The organism is Sneathiella sp. P13V-1 (assembly GCF_015143595.1).
Lineage (GTDB): Bacteria > Pseudomonadota > Alphaproteobacteria > Sneathiellales > Sneathiellaceae > Sneathiella.
This window is the reverse complement of the sequence record NZ_WYEU01000003.1, coordinates 399,378-419,437: the sequence shown is the minus strand read 5'-3', so window position 1 is coordinate 419,437 and position 20,060 is coordinate 399,378. Positions and strand designations below refer to the sequence as shown.

Here is a 20,060-nt window from a genome sequence, read left to right as displayed (position 1 = left end):
AAAGAGATTGTTTAATTTACATGACGTTCTAAGAGCCAGAGAATACACTGGTAATTTGTCATAAAGTCGACGAATTACTGTCACCAAATATTCATTCAAATGCCAAGAAACTGCCCTTTGCGGTCCATAGGTTCTCAACGATCCAAAGTTATATCTCTAGGATGGAGAAGCGTTATGGGTATTTCTCGTTCAACCGATCTTGTGATCAGATTGGCACGTAGCAAGGCAGAGGTGATCAAGGCACAGGAACTTCGGTATCAAGTGTTCTATGAAGGAATGGGAGCAAAACCATCCCCTTCCGTCCAACTTCTTAAACGCGATTTTGATGCGTTTGATGATTACTGTGATCATCTGTTGGTGATTGATCAATCGCGCGGTGACGAAAATGGTATTTGTGTTGTGGGGACATACCGCCTTCTTAGAAAATCAGTGGCCGAACGGCATCAGGGCTACTATTCAGCAGATGAGTTTGACCTGAGCCGCCTAAAAGAATACAGCGGCGAGCATGTTGAACTTGGGCGATCCTGTGTGGACCCGGAATATCGCGGAAAGGCTATCATGCAGCTTCTGTGGCGGGGTATTGCGGATTACATTATGGAGCATGATATCTCCTTGATGTTTGGGTGTGCCAGTTTCCCCGGAACAGATATGGATCAAATGGCATCGGCACTCTCTTACCTCAGTCTCTATCACAAGGCGCCGTCCGACTGGCAGCCAAAGGCGCAAGCCGAGCGTTATGTTGATATGCACTTGCTGGAAGAAGATCGTGTTGATATGCGCCAGGCCATGCGCGAGATGCCAGCCTTGATAAAGGGGTATCTTCGGGTGGGTGGTGTTATTGGAGATGGTGCCGTGATTGATGCGGATTTCAATACGGTAGATGTCTGCCTGTTGGTGGAAACCAGCAATATCACAGACCGCTATCAGAAGCATTTTCTGGAAGGTGCGAGCGCGGTCGAAATGCAGGTGTCGGCATAGGTGTTTTGCATCTTGTGATGTGCGTCACTTTTCGCTGGCAGCAAGGCGATTGCTGCCATATGATCGCAGAAAATAGGCGAGCAGGGGCAATAGAATGCGCATCACAGGACTTTTGGCTACTCTTCTGATTTCAATGATGGCTGCTACACAGGTGGCTGCCAAAGATCTGTCCATTAAGGCCTTTTCTGGTCTTTGGGAGGGAAATGCCGTTTCTCAAAGCAATACCAGCGTGAACTTCCCGATTACCAGCCGGGATCTGGATGTCCATATAAAGCCTGAAAGTGACACACGTTTCGTGATTACCTGGCGGACTCTGCAACGCCAAAAAGGGGATCCAAATCAGCCCAAAACTGAGGTGAAAGAAACCACTCGCACATATCAGAAAGAAGCTGATGGTTCCATCTGGCGTGAAGTTGGTGGCGGAGATCCTTTTGCAGGCGGGGCACTGTCGTGGGCGTCTCTGGATGGTCAAGCGCTTACTATTTATTCTATGGCTGTCCGCAAAAAGGGTGGCTATGACATGCTGGTCTATAAGCGGACACTGACGGGCCTTAACATGAAACTTGATTTTAAGGCCATTCGTGACGGTAACCTTCGGCGCACTGCTGGCGGAACGCTGATTAAAACCAGTAATTAACTTACCAATCTCCAATCCCCGGAGAGATGTTCCGTGGTCCCTTGTTCTGGCTTCTGTTCTGGGAAGGGGTCGGAGCCGCGCGATGACCACAGTTTTCCCGATCACATAATCGGCATGTTATGCCAACAGGCATCACGCTTTTCGGGTTGGTCAGATTTATGTTGTCCGCGTAAACCAACCTGTGGGCCTGATTTAGCGCACAGCCAAGGCTGATGGCGTAGTGTCGTTTCGGTTGGTTGTACCCCATGCTGGGTTTAGTGACGGTTTTGGCAATCGCAAAAAACTGTGATCCGTCAGGTAACTCGGAGATCTGCGTGCAAATCGAATTTGGGGTCATCAGTGCTGCATGGACAACCCATCTTGGGCAGGCAGTACCATAGCGTGGAATGCGAAGGCCCGATGCGCTAAATCTCTTGGAGATATTTCCTGCCACATCGCTTCTGATGAGGTGGAAAGGGATCCCACTTTTTTCCGGTTTTTGAAGTGTGGTTAGGCGGTGGCATATTTGCTCATAACTTGCACCAAACTGCTGTTGCAGAACTTCAATGTCATAGCGGACACGTTCTGCCGCTTCATGGAAAAGGTCATAAGGGAACAGGCACGCTCCGGCAAAATAGTTGGTCAACGCATCCCGAGCTTTGGTTTGCGCCTGATCTGTTACAAGTTCTTGTCTGCCTTTAATTAGGTCGTCAAAAAGAGAGGTGAATTTTAGTTGACCAATAAGCAGGGCCATATGGAATTTCACTGTTGAGGGGGGGAGGGCTTTTGACAAAGTGAGCTTGCGTCTTTTGTCATCATAGAGTGTGATTTCATGATCGCTATGTTCTTGCGGAGCATATTCGATTGCAACATCAAGGCAGTTTTGAAGATAGTTGCTGAGCTCCATCAGGTTTGGGCTGTCTTCACCTATTTCATGACGTATTTCTTCAGCGGCGCGTTCAATGTCTTCAAAATAGTTGTTGTTGGCCTGAACAAAATCAGTGACAGCCTCAAAAGGGGAGGGGGTTAGTTCTTTTCCCGACAAATGATCCCCCCCAACAAAGCCGAGCATTTCATTGACCGTGTCAGTCAGAGATGTGCTGTCTTTTAAAACGATATCCAAGAACCGTTGGCGTTCCGCTTCATCAAGGTCAGCGTTATCGTGCATAATTTCCGTTAAAGAGAATATGGACGTCACGAGGGTTCTTAGGCGGAAAGAGGATTCCGCCAGCAAAGAATCCTGAGAAAGCCTCTCGCGAAGCATTTGCAGATCACCCGTCGCCAGTTTGTAAGATTGATACAGTTTTACAAGCAGGCGGGCAAATTCGGGTTGGTCAGATGTGAAATTGGAGAGTGAATCTTCCGCATATTCGTCTTCGGCGAAAAGAGGATCATGCAAGGCTTCGGTGACTTCCGCCAGAAGTTGCCCGTCCTGATTCGATGCAAAAGACATGGGATCTACGTTAAGAATCTGACTGAGTTTCAATAGAATGGGGACAGTCAAATCACGTCTGTCATGCTCAATTAAATTGAGGTAGCTGGTGGATATGCCCAGCATTCCGGCCAGATCTGTCTGGGTTAATTGCTTGTCTTTGCGTAACCGCCTCAACCGGGATCCCATAAACGGTGTTCTGGCCATTTTTTACAATCTTTTACAAGTTTACATATATATATTTTCAAAATTAACATGAAAAGTGGCTGAAATTCAACCTTTCAATGGTAAAGAAAAAGATAATGTGAAAATTTTACAGTCCCAATACATCAGGGTGTATGGGCCGTGCCTTCTGCAAACAGCGATGGCCTACGGAATAACAAGTGGGAGGAAACTATGACTAAAGACAGCAAGTTCGACTTTTCACGCCGGGGTCTGCTCAAAGCAGGAGCGGCGACAGGTTTAGTGGCGTCATCCCCAGCATTCTTCATGAGAAATGCATGGGCTGAAGAGTTCCGGAACAATCCAGGAAATGCTTCAGAAATCAAATTCGGCTTTAACGTGCCGCAAACAGGTCCTTACTCTGAAGAGGGTAAAGATGAGTTGCGTGCCTTTAAACTGGCCGTGAAGCACCTGAACGGTGAAGGTGACGGCGGAATGCTCAACACTTTCAAGCCTTCAATGCTGAAAGGCAATGGTGTTCTGGGTAAGAAAGTCACTTATGCAACAGGTGACACACAGACCAAATCAGATGCCGCACGTTCTTCTGCGAAGCGTTTGATTGAAAAAGAAAATGTATTGATGATCTCCGGCGGTTCTTCCTCCGGTGTGGCTGTGGCCGTTCAGTCTCTCTGCCAAGAAGAAGGTGTTATCTTTATGGCGGGTCTGACGCACTCCAACGATACTACAGGTAAAGACAAACGCCGTTATGGCTTCCGTCACTTCTTCAATGCCTACATGTCCGGTCGTGCCCTGGGCCCTGTGCTTGAAAAAGAATATGGCAAGGAACGCCGTGCTTACCACCTCACAGCCGACTATAACTGGGGTTGGACACAGGAAGAATCCATTAAAAACACCACTGAAGAGCTGGGCTGGGAAACAGTTTCCACAGTTCGTACACCAGTTGGTGCCGGTGACTTCTCTCAGTATATCACGCCAGTTCTGAACTCCGGTGCTGATGTCCTGATCCTGAACCACTACGGTAAAGACATGATCAACTCTCTCAGCCAGGCTGTTCAGTTCGGTCTACGTGAGAAGCAGGTCAATGGCAAAAACTTTGAAATCGTTGTACCGCTGTTCTCTCGTCTTATGGCGCAGGGTGCTGGTGAAGCGATTAAAGGTATCCTTGGTACAACAAACTGGAACTGGTCCTTGCAGGATGCAGGCTCCCAGGCTTTTGTTAAGTCATTTGGTGCGGAATATGGTGCACCACCTTCAATGGCTGCCCACACTTGTTACGTACAGACACTGCTTTATGCAAATGCCTGTGAAATGGCAGGTACATTCTATCCGCCAGAAGTTATTAAGTCCCTTGAAGGGTTTGAGTTCGACGGTATGGGCAACGGTCCTACCCTCTATCGTGCAGAAGATCACCAGTGCTTCAAAGATGTTCTGGTTGTGCGCGGTAACGACAACCCAACAAGTCAGTTCGACCTCTTGAAAGTGGTAGAGCAGACTCCTCGGGCGCAAGTGGAGTACGACTGGAAAATCTTTGGCGGGGAACTCGGCCCTTACAAAGTCTAACAGTCGTTTATTGACGGGCGGTGAGCGCTGCGGAGTTCCCGCCCGTCCTTTTTCTTAAGTTTTATTTTTCAGATGCACCGGAGCCAATTTTTGGTAGCCGATCCCTCAAGGTTTTAGTGATATGGATGCAATCTTTCTGCAAATACTGAACGGTCTGGACAAGGGAGCCGCCTATGCGTTGATCGCGCTTGGGCTGACACTTGTTTTTGGTACCCTTGGTATTGTGAACTTCGCGCATGGCGCCCTGTTTATGTTAGGGGCGTTTTGTGCCGTTTCCTTCAACAAGTTACTGATGCTCTCCACCAAAGTGGAAGATACAAGCGTTACTTTGTTCAAGGCCTATAAAGAACAGCCTTATCTTGAAATCTGGTTCCCTGATGCGGGGCCGGTCATTCTGGATTATGCCGTTCCAATTTCCATTCTCATGGCAATACCTGTGATGATTTTGCTGGGCTATGCCATGGAGCGTGGACTTATCAAGTATTTCTACAAGCGCCCACATGCGGAACAGATTCTTGTGACATTTGGTCTGGCGATTGTGATTCAAGAAATTATCAAGGCAGTGTTTGGTGCGAACCCAATCCCGCAAAGTGCCCCTGACATTGTGTCAGGTAGTGCCAATGTCGGTGCCTGGCTTGGGCTTGGTGAAAGTGTTGTCTACCCTTGGTGGCGTATTATTTACCTACTGTTCTCTGGGTTGGTTATTTTCGCAGTATTTTCGTTCCTGCAATTCACCACCTATGGCATGGTTGTTCGTGCAGGGATGCGGGATCGTGAAACCGTTGGTCTTTTAGGAATTAATATTCAGCGTCGTTTCACCATTGTATTTGCCATGGCGACAGTGGTCGCGGGTCTTGCTGGTGTGATGTACACTCCAATTCTTCCACCTGATTATCATATGGGTATGGACTTCCTCGTGCTTTCCTTCGTTGTTGTTGTTGTGGGGGGGATGGGCTCTCTCGGCGGGGCGGTACTTGCCGGCTTCCTTCTGGGTATCGTGCAATCCTTCGCGTCCATGACAGAGGTGAAAGCCATCATACCAGGTATTGACCAGGTCATTATCTATCTGGTTGCTGTAATTATTCTACTTGTGTTGCCTCGTGGTCTGATGGGCCGTGCAGGCGTGATGGATGACTGATATGAATTTCGCTAATTTAAACGACACTCATCGGTTTTTGATTTTTGCCGCTGTCATTCTGTTGATGCCTCTTTGGATGATTCCATTGGGCGGTAGCTATCCTGACCTTCTGCAAAAATTCGCTATCTACGGTATTTTTGCAATTGGATTTAATATTCTCTTTGGCCTGACAGGATACCTGTCATTTGGACATGCCGCATTTTTGGGTGTGGGTTCATACGCAGCGGTTTGGTCCTTCAAACTTTTCACCATGAATGCGCTACCTGCCATTTTCTTCGGTGTTCTATTTGCTGGACTGCTGGCTTTTATCATTGGCTTCCTGTCTCTTCGCAGGAGTGGTATTTACTTCTCTATCCTGACACTCGCGTTTGCGCAGATGTCCTATAACTTGGCCTACTCAGTGCTGACACCTGTTACAAATGGTGAAACTGGGCTGCAGTTGTCTCAGCAGGACCCACGGATCATCGATAGCCTGTTCATTGAAGCCGGCGCGGGTCTGCCTTCCACAAATCTGTTCGGTATTAAGATGAGTGGTTTCGAAGGTTTCTATTTCTGTGCTGTTGTTTTGATCATTTGTTTCTATATTTCCATGCGGATCTTTAGATCTCCGTTCGGTTTGATGCTTCGTGGTATCAAATCCAATCAGAACCGTATGATGTATACGGGCCTTAATACGCGCCCTTACATGCTCACAGCTTTTGTGATCTCAGGCATGTATGCGGGTCTTGCAGGATCTCTTCTTGCTGTTACTGATCCGCTTGCAGGTGCGGAACGCATGCAGTGGACGGCATCTGGTGAGGTTGTTCTGATGACAATCCTTGGCGGTGTTGGAACACTTGCTGGTCCTATGTTGGGTGCAGGTCTGATCAAATATTTTGAAAATATCTTCTCAGCCTTCAATAATCAGACACTGGCAGAGATTTTCTCATTCCTTCCAGATGCGGTAGCTGATGTCATTGTTCCAATAATTGGCCTGTTCGTAGGTAGTGGTTGGCATCTGACATTGGGTCTTCTGTTTGTTGTGATCGTGATCTTCCTACCGGGCGGTATCGTTGAAGGTATGTCGCGTCTCGGTAATCTGCTGAAACGTAAAGAAGAAGACAAAGATATTGGTGGGTCTGTCTCCCCACAAGATCAACCAGGTGAATAAGGAGTGTTAAGATGAATGATTTGGTTCTTCACCTGGATAATATTCAGAAGAGCTTCGGTGGATTGAGTGCGTTGTCTGATGTGAACCTTCATGTTGAAGAAGGGACGACACACGCGATTATTGGTCCAAACGGTGCTGGTAAATCTACTCTGTTGAATGTGTGTATTGGTCGTTTGAAGCCAGATGCGGGGCATGTAACTTTTGATGGGCAGGAATTGACGGGGCGCAAACCACATGAGATCGCACAGATCGGTGTGGCCCGGGTTTTCCAGACACCGGAGATCTTTCCGGAAATGTCACTGCTTGAAAATGTTATGCTACCTGCCTTCTCCCGGCGGGATGGTGCCTTCGCGATGAACGCTCATCGACTGCTGTCTAAGCAAGGCGAGATCCGTGATGAAGCAGAACACATTCTTGAGGATGTTGGGTTGCAGGATCTGATGATGCAAGAAGCGGGGAGCCTGTCACGTGGTGATAAGCGTCGTCTTGAGCTTGGCATGTGTCTGATCCTGCGCCCAAGACTTCTTCTTCTGGATGAACCGACAGCTGGTATGTCTCGTCATGATACGAACCGTACCATTGACCTTTTGAAGAAGATCAAAAGCCGGGGTATGACGAAAGTCATTATTGAGCACGACATGCATGTGGTGTTCAGTTTGGCGGATAAAGTGAGTGTGCTCGCGCGCGGGCGAATTATTACAAGTGGTAAACCTGAAGAGGTTCGTGAGGACCAGAAGGTGAAAGAAGCATATTTGGGAGGAGCACACTGATGTCCGGTGATAGTTCATTTTTCAGTGTTCGTGATATTCACGCTTATTATGGCGAATCCTACATTGTACAAGGCGTTTCTTTCGACGTTGAAGAAGGCGAGATTGTTGCCCTTCTTGGACGTAACGGAGCGGGTAAGACTTCGACACTTAGAGCGTTGGCCCGCGTAGATGAGCCAATGCTCACCCAAGGGGAAATCTATCTTAATGGCCAAGCAGTCCACGAGATGAAATCCCACGAAGCGGCGCAAGCGGGTATTCAGCTTGTGCCGGAAGATCGCCGTATCATTGGCGGCCTCACCGTGGAAGAAAATCTGATCCTGTCACAGGTGGCAGAGCCAATCGGTTGGTCCCTTGAGAAAATTTATGATCACTTTCCACGTTTGGGCGAACGTCGGAATCAGGAAGCGACCACTATGTCTGGTGGTGAACAGCAGATGCTTGCAGTGGCGCGTGCCTTGGCCCGGGACATCAAGATTCTGTTCTTGGATGAGCCATATGAGGGTCTGGCGCCAGTTATCGTTGAAGAGATTGAGCGTATTCTGATGGAAGTTAAAAAGCTCGGCATCACGACGGTTATTGTGGAGCAAAACGCTGTGGCGGCCTTGCAGCTTGCTGACAAGGCGCTGATTTTGGATATGGGTAAGATTGCCTTCCGCGGAACTGCAAAAGAAGTTCTGGAAGATCAGGAATTGCGTCACGAATACCTGGCAATCTGATTAATCGAGGAAAGCTCCCCGCAGTTTTATATTATTAAAATCTGTGGGGAGTTTTTCCGCATCAGGCGATTGACAATTATTGGTTATTTGGGTCGAATGCACCCAAAGGGAGCACTGACACCCTCAGAAAAACAGGTCGGTGTGATTTAAGGGAACTAAGGAAATGTCTGACAGAGAAGTCTATCCGGTACCGGAAGAGCTGGCGAAATCCGCGTGGGTGGATAATGCGAAATATCAGGAAATGTATGACGCCTCCATCAAGGATCCAGAAGCGTTCTGGGGAGAACATGGTAAGCGCGTTGACTGGATAAAACCTTACACAAAGGTCAAAGATGTTTCTTTCGATGCTGAAGATCTTCACATTAAATGGTTCTATGACGGTACGTTGAACGTCAGTGCCAACTGTATCGACCGCCATTTGGAAACACGCGGTGATCAAACAGCGATTATCTGGGAAGGGGATGAACCTGATCAGGATATGAAGCTCACTTATAGAGAGCTCCATAAGCTGGTTTGTAAATTCTCCAATGTTTTGAAGGCGCAAGGCGTTAAAAAAGGCGACCGTGTCACCATTTATCTGCCGATGATCGTAGAAGCGGCTGTTGCCATGCTGGCTTGTGCGCGGATTGGTGCGGTTCACTCCGTTGTGTTTGGTGGTTTCTCGCCTGAGGCTTTGGCGGGGCGTATTTCTGACTGTGACAGTAACTGTGTGATTACGGCAGATGAAGGTATCCGCGGTGGCCGTCTGATCCCACTTAAAGCCAATACGGATGAAGGCATCGACCACAGCGGGAAAGATGTGAAATGTATTGTGGTGAAGCATACCGGTAATGACATCAACTGGGTTGAAGGTCGTGATGTGTGGTATCACGAAGCGATGGCCGAAGCTTCTGAAGATTGCGCTCCGGAAGAAATGAACGCCGAAGATCCACTGTTTATTCTCTATACTTCCGGCTCCACTGGTCAGCCAAAAGGTGTGATGCATACATGTGGTGGTTATATCGTTTATGCGTCCATGACCCATCAGTATGTGTTTGATTATCATGACGGTGATATCTACTGGTGTACCGCTGATGTGGGTTGGGTGACCGGCCACAGCTATATTCTGTATGGACCGCTTGCAAATGGTGCGACAACCCTGATGTTTGAAGGGGTGCCGAACTATCCAACCATGTCCCGTTTCTGGGATGTGTGTGACAAGCACAATGTAAACATCTTCTATACGGCGCCAACGGCGATCCGTGCGTTGATGCAAGCGGGGGATGATCCTGTTAAGTCCACTTCACGTAAGTCTTTGCGCCTTCTGGGGTCTGTTGGGGAGCCGATCAATCCGGAAGCCTGGCGCTGGTATCATGATGTTGTGGGTGACGGTCGTTGCCAGATTGTGGATACATGGTGGCAGACGGAAACTGGCGGTATTCTGATCACACCGCTTCCCGGCGCTACCGACCTGAAACCAGGATCCGCAACACGCCCCTTCTTTGGTGTCGAGCCTTTGATGGTGGATAATGATGGCAATGTCCTGGAAGGTGAATGTGAAGGCGTTCTTTGCATCAAGGATAGCTGGCCAGGTCAGATGCGGACCGTTTATGGCGACCATGAACGGTTTATCCAGACTTACTTCTCTAACTTCAAGGGACGTTATTTCTCAGGTGATGGCGCGCGCCGTGATGCCGATGGGTATTACTGGATCACCGGTCGTGTCGATGATGTGATCAATGTCTCCGGTCACAGAATGGGGACGGCTGAAGTCGAAAGCGCGCTTGTGGCGCATGAAAATGTGTCAGAAGCTGCTGTTGTGGGCTATCCTCATGACATTAAGGGGCAGGGCATTTACGCTTATGTCACTTTGAATGCAGGTGTCGAACCTTCAGATGATCTTCGCAAAGACCTGGTGAAATGGGTCCGTCACGAAATTGGTCCGATTGCCTCACCTGATCTTATTCAATGGGCGCCAGGTCTTCCAAAAACACGGTCTGGAAAGATCATGCGACGAATTCTTCGCAAAATTGCCGAAAATGATTATGGCAGCCTTGGTGATACATCCACGTTAGCGGAACCTGCGGTCGTTGATGAGCTTATCGAAAACCGGATGAACCGATAAATGTAAGTCGATTAACGTGTAACATACGGGGCGGTCTAACCGCCCCGTTTTGTTACATGACAAGAGGGTCTAAAGTGCGTTAGACTTGACTGATGTTGTGTGTTGGCTGTTTTGCCTTATTTTCCAAAGAGAAAACAAATTGGGGAGGCAAGCCGTCATCGTCGTGCCAGGTGGGAGGGTCGCGGCCGAATGTCATATACTGCACTTGTTGTAGAAGATGAGCCAAACATCGTGCTGTCGCTTCAGTTTATTATGAGGCAGTTGGGCTTTGCGGTCCGGGTTGCCTCTGACGGAGAGCAGGCACTGAGAGCTATCGAGGATTATGTTCCAGATATTGTTCTGCTGGATATCATGTTGCCGAAACAGGATGGATTTTCGGTATGTGAACAAATCCGGCGAAACCCGGCTTGTCAGAATTTAAAGATTATCATGCTTTCGGCGAAAAGTCGGGATGCGGATAGAGAGAAAGCTATTGCTTTGGGGGCAGATGAGTTCATGACAAAACCGTTCTCCACGAGAAATCTTGGAGAGGCCGTGAAGCGTCTGGTCGGGATGGAAGGTCAAGTAGGGTAACTGCGATGCAACGGACAGGTCGAAAGAAAGAATGGACAATTCTGGTATTCTGCCTGTTCCTGATTGGGGTATCACCGCCGCTTCTGTATGTTTTCGATAAACCGGAACTGGTTTTCGATTTCCCTCTCGCCTTCATATATTTGTATGGCTTTTGGGCTTTGATGATCCTGTTCATCGCGGTTGGCGCAAGGCGCGGGATGAAAATTCCACCATTGGATAAGACGGATTAGGCAATGCCAAGTAGTGTTGTTCTCACCGTCTCTTTTCTTTATTTGGGCCTCTTGTTTGCCATTGCCCATTATGTGGATAATCGCGCGGGCATCAGGCGTCTCATGTCCCGTAATCCTTATGTTTATACCTTATCCATTGCTGTTTTTTGTACGTCCTGGACGTTTTATGGAAGTGTGGGGCGGGCCGCGACCACCGGCCTTGATTTCCTGCCGATTTATTTAGGGCCAACCCTCGTTTTTGTCTTCTGGCCTTTCATCTGGATTAAAATTATTCGGATCTGCAAACAGCATCGCATCACTTCAATCGCAGACTTCGTCTCTTCCCGTTATGGCAAACGAGCGTCTATTGGCGGTTTGGTCACCATCATCGCGGTGATTGGTACGATGCCGTATATTTCACTTCAGCTTAAGTCCATTGCGACAAGTTTCCGTATTTTGGTGACGTCATCTGGCGGGGGCAGGGTGCCTGAAATTCCTGCGGACCCTATTTTCTTTATGGATACCACATTGATTGTCGCGATTGCCCTTGCGTTGTTTTCGATCCTTTTTGGAACCCGGCATATCGATGCAAGTGAGCATCATGAAGGCCTTGTCGCAGCCATTGCCTTTGAAAGTCTTGTGAAGCTGGTGGCGTTCTTAACCGTTGGTATCTTTGTTACCTATGGTATTTTTGATGGATTTGGGGATATTTTTGAACGTGCCTTTGTCGATCCGGCACTTCAATCGCTTTTCACCATCAGTGATGGTGAGGGGTATAGTTTGTGGGTGACCATGACGTTGCTCTCAATGGCGGCGATTGTCTGTTTGCCGCGGCAGTTCTACATTACCGCAGTCGAGAACGCGGAAGAAGAGTATCTTCGTAAGGCCGCATGGTTGTTCCCGGCCTATCTGCTGATCATTAATATCTTCGTCCTTCCAATTGCACTTGGAGGACGTTTGGCTTTTGCCAGCACACCGGTCGACGCTGACATGTTTGTACTGACACTACCGCTTTACTATGACCATGGGATGATATCATTGATTGCCTTTATCGGAGGGTTATCCGCGGCAACTTCCATGGTGATTGTGGCTGCGATCGCTCTGGCGACAATGGTCTGCAATGATTTGATCATGCCACTTGTTCTTAGATCCCGCTGGTTTCAGGTAAGGCAGCAAGAAGACCTCACCGGTCTTCTGCTGGCGATCCGCCGAACCAGTATTTTCCTTATTTTGATCTTGGGATATGGATACTACCGTTTCGCAAGTGAAAGCTACTCGCTTGTAACCATTGGTCTAGTATCATTTGCCGGTGCTGCTCAGTTCGCGCCAGCTATTATCGGCGGTATTTTCTGGCAGAATGCGACTTTTAAAGGGGCTTTGGTAGGGCTTTTGATGGGGTTTGCGGTGTGGATGTATACTTTGTTCCTACCATCGCTTGCGCAATCCGGTTGGCTACCCTTTAGCTTTATCAGTCACGGTCCTTTTGGAATAGAGTGGCTCAAGCCTTACTCTCTATTTGGGATGGAAGGATTTGATCGCTTAACCCATGCTTTGTTCTGGAGCATGGTCGCCAATATCGGTAGCTACTGGGTGGTGTCGTTGCTCACTCAACAGGCAGCCATTGAACGCATTCAAGCCAAATTGTTTGTTGATGTCTTCCGTCTGACCGAACGGGGAAGTGACAGCAGTTATTGGCGCGGCACCGCAACAGTTGGAGAGCTACAGGCGCTTGTTGGCCGGTTTGTTGGTGTGCGGCGTGTTGAAGAGGCTTTTGAAAAATACGCATCTGAAAATGATCTCGTACTTCGAAAAGGGCAGAGTGTGGATTCAGCGCTATTGGAATATGCGGAACGGTTGCTTGCCGGCTCGATTGGTTCTGCGACGGCACGCGTTCTGATTGGATCCATCGTTAAGGGTGAAATCGTTAGTCTTGACGAGGTGTATCGTATTTTGGATGAGACCAGTCAGGTCATCGAATATAGCCATGAACTTGAGCAGAAATCTGCGGCACTTCAAGCTGCTACAGATCAACTTCAAATGGCAAACACCCGCCTTCAGGAACTGGACAGCCTGAAAGATGATTTCTTATCCATGGTGAGCCATGAACTGCGTACTCCTCTAACAAGTTTGAAGGCGTTTGGTGAGATTCTACAGGATAACCCTGGGGTCAGTAGCGAAGAGCGGGATCAATTCTTGGGTGTGATAATCACGGAAAGTGACCGCCTTACCCGACTTATTGATCAATTGCTGGACTTGGCCAAAATGGAAGCAGGGCGAATGGATTGGTCACTGGAAGAAGTCGATGTGGCGGATGCCATTAAAGATGGTGTGAAAGCGCTGCAGGGCCTGGTGACAGAGCATAAGATTGAGTTGTTCCTTGATATACCGGATTTTCTGCCAACTGTTCACGCGGATAGAGATCAATTAATTCAAGTCGTAATCAACTTGATTTCCAATGCGGTTAAATTCTGTGATCCATCTGGAGGAAAAATCTGGCTGAAGGTTAGAAGTGATCAAGGTAGCGTGCTTGTTTCCGTGGAAGATAACGGTCTGGGAGTTCCTGCTCCGCTTAAAGAGAAAATTTTTGAACGCTTTCATCAAAGTGTTGGTATTAGTGGGGCGAAGCCACAAGGGTCAGGGCTTGGGCTTGCTATCTGTCGTCAGATTGTCACCTATTTAGGTGGTGAAATCTGGGTCGAAAACATGTCAAAAGGCGGTGCGCGCTTTATGTTTACTGTTCCTATCCCAGAACAGAATACTACTGCAATTGCAGGTGAATAATTCTAAACAGCTCGGTAGATCATCGACAGGCCAATCACAAAAATAAGCCCCAATACGAACTTGCGAAATTTCACCTGATCAACTCGGTCGCGGAGTTTCGTGCCAAGCCATATCCCGATAATGATGGGGATCATGCCAATGACGCCATATAGTAATTCTAATGACCCGAGGTTATCGGTACGCTGAAGGCAAATGGCGAGAAGTACACTGCCAGAGCACAGCATGACGCTGACGGCTGAGACAAATTTCTCTTTTTCCAACCCTAATGCCACCATGAAAAAAATCGGTAATATGGCAAAAAGAGATGTCATCCCCCCTATGATGCCAGAGACCACACCTATGATAGGGCCGTAGATATTTTCATGTTTTTTCAGGAAGGTTAGTGGAATGCCGAATAGCTCAAGAGAGGTCACAATCACCAACGCTACGCCCAGAATAATCGTGAGGAGCGATATATCTGCGATGGCGAGGAAATATACCCCGATCGGCAGTGTGAGAAGGATGGCAAGATAAAGTGGCCAATGTCGTTTAATAGCGGCCTTAATTCCGCCCGAAACAATCATCTGGAAGACATTGCTCAGCACCAAGGGAACAGCGAGCACGGCGAGAGCTGTGGGAAGTGGGAGTACAGTGATAAGTATTGGAACGGAAACAGTAGGAAGCCCGAAAGAAGATGTCCCCTTAACTAAGCCGCCGCAAAAAAAAGCTGCACAGATTACGGCAAGATGAAACGGATTTATTGCATTGATAAGATCAGCGAGCATTTTGGAAGGAGCTTGTTTCTGTGAGACATCTATTTTGACCTATTGTGCGATAATTCCACCAGTCGGGAAAGTTAATTCAAAGGTCAATCTTTTCATCAGGTGGGATAAGCTCATCTATCGGTGATGGTATAGGCTGTGCTACAACAGGGAAAACAGTATCTAAGAGGAAAAGTCATGAAATTGATCAGATTTGGCGAAGCCGGCGCAGAAAAACCAGGCGTTTTGGATCAAGAGGGGCGGATTAGAAGCCTTGAAGGAAAAGTTGCGGATATTGATAGCAGCATTCTGGGGGATGAGGCGCTTGAAGAACTGAAAGCAATTGACCCAACATCCTTACCACTTGTCGATGAAGGTGTTCGTATTGGAGCCTGTGTTGGGAATGTGGGTAAACTTATCTGTATTGGTCTGAATTATTCTGATCATGCTGAAGAGACCGGCAACCCGATCCCAGAAGAGCCTATCGTGTTTGCAAAAGCAACCACTTCCATCTGTGGGCCAAACGATGATATCGAAATCCCACGTGGCTCTGTGAAAACCGACTGGGAAGTTGAACTTGGTGTTGTGATTGGCAAGCGCGCCAAGTATGTCTCCAAGGACGAGGCTTTGGATTATGTGGCCGGATATTGTGCGGTCAACGACGTGTCAGAACGCGCATTTCAGACAGAGCGTTCTGGTCAATGGATCAAAGGTAAGAGCCATGACACATTTGCGCCAATGGGACCGTGGATGGTGACAAAAGACGAGATCGCGGATCCACAGAACCTTTCTATGTGGCTTGATGTTGATGGAAAACGTTATCAGAATGGTACGACACAGACCATGATCTTTGATGTGACGACAATAGTGTCATATCTCAGCCAGTTTATGACTCTGATGCCAGGCGATGTGATCTCAACTGGAACACCTCCAGGAGTAGGTATGGGCATAAAGCCAGAACCGGTTTACTTGAAAGTTGGTCAGAAAATTGAAATGGAAGTTGAAGGGCTTGGTCGTCAGTCGCAAATGACAATCGAGGCGCGCCCTTAAAGAAAATAAAAAGCGGGGGAAGAAATGAAAATCACGCAACGACCAGAACTTATGGGCATGTCTACGGAGCGCCTCGAAAATATCACATCTTGGATGGAGCGGTATGTCGAGGCAGGAAAACTTCCAGGTGCACAGGCTTTGGTTAGCCGCCGCGGAGAGGTGGTCTACTCCAATTGGACTGGTTTGCGTGATGTTGAGCGGAATAAAATGTGGGAAGGGGACACCATTGCCCGCTTTTATTCCATGACAAAGCCCATTTCTTCCTTCGCTTTAATGACGCTTTATGAAAAAGGGTTGTTCCATCTGGATGACCCAATAGAAGATTTCATTCCAGCTTTTAAAGATATGAGAGTGTTGCGCGAAAACGCGCAATCTATTGATGATACGGTTCCTTGCGAGGTGAAGCCGACAATTCATCATCTTCTTACCCATTGTTCAGGTTTGACATACGATTTTAATCTGGGAGTTCTGGAGACAGAATACGCGGATCAAAAAATTAATTTCGGGCCGCGAGGGGGAACCCTGGAAGAGAAAATCAATCATCTTGCAACGCTCCCCTTAAAATTCCAACCAGGTGCAAGATGGAATTACAGCGTTTCAACTGACGTGATTGGGCGATTGGTTGAAGTGATCAGTGGTAAGCCTCTGGACCTGTATCTTCAAGAGATGATCATTGATCCTCTCGGAATGTCGGATACCTCATTCGCTATCGAAAATGTCAATGCGGATCGATTGGCAGCGAGTTATACGCCGACTGACAAAGGCCTCCTGACGCTTGTAGATGATCCTGAAAAAAGCATTTATGAGCAGGGAACAGTAACCTGTTTCTCTGGTGGCGGTGGATTATTGAGTACCGTTCCGGATTATCTGAAATATGCAGATATGATCCGGATGCGCGGCGAATGTGACGCGGGACGGATATTAGGCCCCCGTACCGTTGAATTTATTATACAGAACCAGCTTCCCGGTGATTTGGCCTCTATGGGACAGCCCGTGTTTTCCGAGGTGTCTTTCGCGGGTGTTGGGTTTGGCCTCGCCGGCTGGGTGATGCTGGAGCCAACGAAGGCCCAAATGATGGGGTCAACCGGTGATTTTGGATGGGGCGGGATGGCAAGCACCGTCTTCTGGGTTGATCCGGTTGAAGATCTTATCGTGATTTTTGCGACCCAGCTTTTGCCATCCAGTTATTATCCAATTCGTAAGGAATTGAGAGCGTTAGTCTATCAGGCGATTATCGATTGAGAGGTCTAGTCATCTGACAGACTAGGCAAGATGATGCGGGCGCGGGTTCCTTTTCCGGGCTCGCTGAACAGTTTGGCAGCGCCGCCAGATTGCTTGGCAAAGCCGTAAATCATACTAAGACCCAAGCCGGTACCCTTGCCAACCTTCTTTGTTGTGAAAAAGGGCTCAAATACATGAGCCAAGGTCTCTTCATCCATCCCGGAGCCAGTATCTGTGACACACAGGTAGCTGTAATTACCAGGTTCAAGTTCAGGATATGTGGACTGATTATTCGCATCAATCACCAGATTATTTGTTTTAATCACGAGGTCGCCACCGTCCGGCATGGCATCGCGGGCGTTAATACATAAATTTACGAATGCATTTTCAAGTTGACCTGAGTCTGCCAGAACGTGTGATGTGGATGTATTGAATTGGTAACGTACCCTGATAGTTTCACCGATCAGCCGTTCCACCATATCACCAATACCTGCGATCAGTTCATTCAGGCTTAACTCCACAGGGCGTAATTCCTGTTTGCGAGAATAGGCCAGCAAACGTTGGGTAAGTTGCGCGCCGCGGGTTGCAGATCGATCGATGGATTCCAGGAATTTCTGTAAAGGGTCGTCCTCTGGAACCATTTCTTGCAGCAGTTCCGCGTTTCCCATGATGATGGCGAGAATATTATTGAAATCATGGGCAATACCGCCAGTGAGCTGACCTATCGCTTCCATTTTTTGGGCTTGTTGCAGTTGTTGCTCAACATTTTTAGCGTGCTCTCTGGCCGTTACTTCTTCACTTACGTCCTTACCAACCCCAACGTAGCCTGTGAATTCGCCTTTCTCATCAAAAGTAGGCACGCCGCTTGTCAAAGCATGTAAAATTGTGCCGTCTTTTCGCTTAAGTGCAATTGGAAAATCACGAAAGGGCTCCTGGTTCTCCAATGTCCGTTTATGACTTGTCCAAGGGTCATCTGCACCATCAGATTTGTCTAGATAGTCCCATCGGTGTTTGCCAATAATTTCCGATGGGTCCAAACCTGTGCGTTCTTGAAACCGATCAGACACAGTGCTGTATTTCAGGTCTTTATCCATTCCCCAGAACCAGTCGGAACTAGCGTTGGCATACGATTCAAGAAGCTGTTCCCTGTCTCTCAGCGCTTCTTCTACTTTTTGTTTTTCTTCAATTTCTATTTCCAGCTCTTGGGTGCGTTCGGCAACCAATTCTTCGAGATCATCTTTGGACCGCTGCAGAACAGCTTCCGCATGTTTTATTTTCTCAATTTCGTGAAGCCAGGAGACAATTTTGGGCTCGCCATTGATAAAGACTCTGGTCCAGCTCAGCAAAACCCAGATAAGGGAATTGTTTTTCCCATATACTTGAGTTTCTATGGGAACAGTTTTGCCATTTTTACGAAGCTCCTCCACAAGGTGGGCTCTAACGGAAAGGTCCGGCCAGAACTGCAATGTGGAATCAGTAATCAGTTGTTCTTCAGTTCGACCAAGCAATTTACACAAACTTGCGTTGGCAAAAGATAACCTTCCACTATCAATCTCAGATATACCAACGGCTATTGGGCTGGATTGAAGCATTTTGCGAAGTTCACCTTCTGCCTGCTTCCTCGTTGCAACTTCCACGGAAAGGGCGCGCGTTCGTTTTTCTACTTCATGTTCCAGGCGTTCTGAGGCTTGCTCCAGCCTTTTTTGAGCCTTGATTTGGTCTGTAATATCCCCCGCAATCAACGAGGTTCCAATCAGTTTCCCATCCTTATCTTTTAAAGAAAAAACTGTGGTTAGATAATATTTTGTGCCGTTTTTTATCGGAAGTTCGTCACGTTCTATCTGAATCTGTCCGCGTTCAACAACTTGTTGATCCCACTCAACCATTCTGTCAGCTATCGGTTTTGGGAAAAGTTGATGATCGGTTTTTCCCAACATATACCCTGGCGGCCAGCCATACTCTTTGGTAAAGGTTTCACTGGCGTGGGTGTATCGGCCTTCAGGATCCTTTACAAAAATATGCGCTGAGCTGTTTTTCATAATGGCGTTCAGGACTGAGGCGTTTTCTTGTGCTTCCCGTTCGGCCTCTTTTCTTTTGGTGATGTCCAGAATAATGCCGATAATTCCCAGATGCTCACCTTCTTTATTTCTGACAATATTTTTGTGGAAAATTGCAGTGCCTTTGAAACCACTTTTTTCCACAATATTTGTTTCATAGGTTTGCAGTTTGCCACTGTTCACAAGGTCAACATCTGCCTTGTAAAATATATCTGCTTGTTCTTTGGGGGAGACTTCGTAAACCCCTTTACCGATTACTTCTTCTCGTGTGTATCCAATATGATCTAGAAAAGCCTGATTTACGGCCCTGTAGATATAGTTTGCATCTTTAAAGAAAACCGGTGCCGGGATGGCTTCCAGGGCGGTCGTGAGATCCTGAAGACTATGAAGCCCGGTTTCGTTTATTTCTGCAGCTTCCTTTGCTGTTAGGGTTAAAGTGAAAAAGTCTCCGAAATTGACCAGGGAAGCGTCAAACTTTCTATTTTTAACCAACCTTGAAAGAAGCGAAATGTTATTAAGGGAAGCCGTTTCCTTGGCGCCGCTGGCGGCTTTCAAGATTTCGGAAACTGTTTTTTTTGTGAAAAGGTCTGTTAAGTTCTCAATCGCCTCATGGTTGAACTTGAGATTATAAGAAGACCAATGCGCATTAATGCCTATGACCTTGCCCTCCGGAGATAACGCGATCGCCGGATCCTGGGATATTTGCAATATCCTTTTGACAAAATTCAATTCAGTTAAACCGGAATCTACTTCCGAGTAACATGTTGCCTTAGGCATTCAAC

16 protein-coding genes are annotated in these 20,060 nt (G+C 47.6%); 13 read left to right on the top strand and 3 right to left on the bottom strand.

The window, feature by feature from the left end:
* Positions 1-174 precede the first annotated feature (174 nt).
* Together GUA87_RS15115 and GUA87_RS15110 are read left to right on the top strand one after the other, a co-directional pair.
* Positions 175-978 carry a GNAT family N-acetyltransferase gene (locus tag GUA87_RS15115; RefSeq protein WP_193717428.1) on the top strand — a complete coding sequence of 268 codons (804 nt, stop codon included), beginning with the start codon at positions 175-177 and terminating at the stop codon, positions 976-978.
* Between the two features lie 94 nt (positions 979-1,072).
* The gene (locus GUA87_RS15110) at positions 1,073-1,615 is read left to right on the top strand and encodes a hypothetical protein (protein WP_193717427.1); all 543 of its coding nucleotides are present in this window, start codon (positions 1,073-1,075) and stop codon (positions 1,613-1,615) included.
* A 1-nt stretch (position 1,616) separates the two neighbouring features.
* On the opposite strand, the gene GUA87_RS15105 is transcribed toward GUA87_RS15110, so the two are convergent.
* On the bottom strand, positions 1,617-3,233 hold the full coding sequence (locus tag GUA87_RS15105) for a helix-turn-helix domain-containing protein (protein WP_193717426.1): 1,617 nt from the start codon (positions 3,231-3,233) through the stop codon (positions 1,617-1,619).
* Positions 3,234-3,422: 189 nt separating this feature from the next.
* Here GUA87_RS15105 and GUA87_RS15100 point away from each other — a divergent pair, with 189 nt between their 5' ends.
* The 9 genes from GUA87_RS15100 (at position 3,423) to GUA87_RS15060 (ending at position 14,210) form a co-directional block, all read left to right on the top strand.
* Positions 3,423-4,769 (top strand): substrate-binding protein, encoded by a 1,347-nt coding sequence (locus tag GUA87_RS15100; protein ID WP_193717425.1) that lies wholly within the window; start codon positions 3,423-3,425, stop codon positions 4,767-4,769.
* 121 nt (positions 4,770-4,890) lie between these two features.
* A complete protein-coding gene (locus GUA87_RS15095; protein ID WP_193717424.1) occupies positions 4,891-5,907 on the top strand; it encodes a branched-chain amino acid ABC transporter permease in 1,017 nt (338 codons plus the stop codon).
* Positions 5,900-7,057, top strand: coding sequence for a branched-chain amino acid ABC transporter permease (locus GUA87_RS15090; protein WP_227712041.1), 1,158 nt, complete (start codon positions 5,900-5,902; stop codon positions 7,055-7,057). Before GUA87_RS15095 ends, GUA87_RS15090 begins: the two co-directional genes overlap by 8 nt.
* An 11-nt stretch (positions 7,058-7,068) precedes the next feature.
* Positions 7,069-7,827, top strand: coding sequence for an ABC transporter ATP-binding protein (locus GUA87_RS15085; protein WP_193717423.1), 759 nt, complete (start codon positions 7,069-7,071; stop codon positions 7,825-7,827).
* Entirely contained in the window at positions 7,827-8,543 is a 717-nt protein-coding gene (locus GUA87_RS15080) for an ABC transporter ATP-binding protein (protein ID WP_193717422.1), read from the top strand. Before GUA87_RS15085 ends, GUA87_RS15080 begins: the two co-directional genes overlap by 1 nt.
* Positions 8,544-8,706: 163 nt before the next feature.
* Positions 8,707-10,647, top strand: coding sequence for an acetate--CoA ligase (gene acs, locus GUA87_RS15075; protein WP_193717421.1), 1,941 nt, complete (start codon positions 8,707-8,709; stop codon positions 10,645-10,647).
* A 189-nt stretch (positions 10,648-10,836) separates the two neighbouring features.
* Positions 10,837-11,220: a response regulator transcription factor gene (locus tag GUA87_RS15070; RefSeq protein WP_193717420.1), complete on the top strand. Its 384-nt coding sequence runs from the start codon at positions 10,837-10,839 to the stop codon at positions 11,218-11,220.
* Between the two features lie 5 nt (positions 11,221-11,225).
* Positions 11,226-11,450 carry a hypothetical protein gene (locus GUA87_RS15065; RefSeq protein WP_193717419.1) on the top strand — a complete coding sequence of 75 codons (225 nt, stop codon included), beginning with the start codon at positions 11,226-11,228 and terminating at the stop codon, positions 11,448-11,450.
* Between the two features lie 3 nt (positions 11,451-11,453).
* A complete protein-coding gene (locus tag GUA87_RS15060; protein ID WP_193717418.1) occupies positions 11,454-14,210 on the top strand; it encodes a sensor histidine kinase in 2,757 nt (918 codons plus the stop codon).
* Between the two features lie 2 nt (positions 14,211-14,212).
* On the opposite strand, the gene GUA87_RS15055 is transcribed toward GUA87_RS15060, so the two are convergent.
* The gene (locus tag GUA87_RS15055) at positions 14,213-14,974 is read right to left on the bottom strand and encodes a sulfite exporter TauE/SafE family protein (protein ID WP_193717417.1); all 762 of its coding nucleotides are present in this window, start codon (positions 14,972-14,974) and stop codon (positions 14,213-14,215) included.
* Positions 14,975-15,148: 174 nt separating this feature from the next.
* Between GUA87_RS15055 and GUA87_RS15050 the strand changes: the two genes are divergently transcribed.
* Both GUA87_RS15050 and GUA87_RS15045 read left to right on the top strand, forming a co-directional pair.
* A complete protein-coding gene (locus GUA87_RS15050) occupies positions 15,149-16,000 on the top strand; it encodes a fumarylacetoacetate hydrolase family protein (protein WP_193717416.1) in 852 nt (283 codons plus the stop codon).
* Positions 16,001-16,024: 24 nt separating this feature from the next.
* Positions 16,025-17,242: a serine hydrolase domain-containing protein gene (locus GUA87_RS15045; RefSeq protein ID WP_227712039.1), complete on the top strand. Its 1,218-nt coding sequence runs from the start codon at positions 16,025-16,027 to the stop codon at positions 17,240-17,242.
* 5 nt (positions 17,243-17,247) lie between these two features.
* Here the strand turns inward: GUA87_RS15045 and GUA87_RS15040 are convergent, their stop codons facing one another.
* The gene (locus tag GUA87_RS15040; RefSeq protein ID WP_193717415.1) at positions 17,248-20,055 is read right to left on the bottom strand and encodes a PAS domain-containing sensor histidine kinase; all 2,808 of its coding nucleotides are present in this window, start codon (positions 20,053-20,055) and stop codon (positions 17,248-17,250) included.
* Positions 20,056-20,060 lie beyond the last annotated feature (5 nt).

Bases quoted from the DNA above. Each gene is read 5' to 3' on its own strand.
- GUA87_RS15085 (WP_193717423.1), top strand. From the start codon at position 7,069: ATGAATGATTTGGTTCTTCACCTGGATAATATTCAGAAGAGCTTCGGT.
- GUA87_RS15070 (WP_193717420.1), top strand. From the start codon at position 10,837: ATGTCATATACTGCACTTGTTGTAGAAGATGAGCCAAACATCGTGCTG.
- GUA87_RS15100 (WP_193717425.1), top strand. From the start codon at position 3,423: ATGACTAAAGACAGCAAGTTCGACTTTTCACGCCGGGGTCTGCTCAAA.
- GUA87_RS15050 (WP_193717416.1), top strand. From the start codon at position 15,149: ATGAAATTGATCAGATTTGGCGAAGCCGGCGCAGAAAAACCAGGCGTT.
- GUA87_RS15110 (WP_193717427.1), top strand. From the start codon at position 1,073: ATGCGCATCACAGGACTTTTGGCTACTCTTCTGATTTCAATGATGGCT.
- acs (WP_193717421.1), top strand. From the start codon at position 8,707: ATGTCTGACAGAGAAGTCTATCCGGTACCGGAAGAGCTGGCGAAATCC.
- GUA87_RS15040 (WP_193717415.1), bottom strand. From the start codon at position 20,055: ATGCCTAAGGCAACATGTTACTCGGAAGTAGATTCCGGTTTAACTGAA.
- GUA87_RS15065 (WP_193717419.1), top strand. From the start codon at position 11,226: ATGCAACGGACAGGTCGAAAGAAAGAATGGACAATTCTGGTATTCTGC.
- GUA87_RS15080 (WP_193717422.1), top strand. From the start codon at position 7,827: ATGTCCGGTGATAGTTCATTTTTCAGTGTTCGTGATATTCACGCTTAT.
- GUA87_RS15105 (WP_193717426.1), bottom strand. From the start codon at position 3,233: ATGGCCAGAACACCGTTTATGGGATCCCGGTTGAGGCGGTTACGCAAA.
- GUA87_RS15045 (WP_227712039.1), top strand. From the start codon at position 16,025: ATGAAAATCACGCAACGACCAGAACTTATGGGCATGTCTACGGAGCGC.
- GUA87_RS15090 (WP_227712041.1), top strand. From the start codon at position 5,900: ATGACTGATATGAATTTCGCTAATTTAAACGACACTCATCGGTTTTTG.
- GUA87_RS15060 (WP_193717418.1), top strand. From the start codon at position 11,454: ATGCCAAGTAGTGTTGTTCTCACCGTCTCTTTTCTTTATTTGGGCCTC.
- GUA87_RS15055 (WP_193717417.1), bottom strand. From the start codon at position 14,974: ATGCTCGCTGATCTTATCAATGCAATAAATCCGTTTCATCTTGCCGTA.
- GUA87_RS15115 (WP_193717428.1), top strand. From the start codon at position 175: ATGGGTATTTCTCGTTCAACCGATCTTGTGATCAGATTGGCACGTAGC.
- GUA87_RS15095 (WP_193717424.1), top strand. From the start codon at position 4,891: ATGGATGCAATCTTTCTGCAAATACTGAACGGTCTGGACAAGGGAGCC.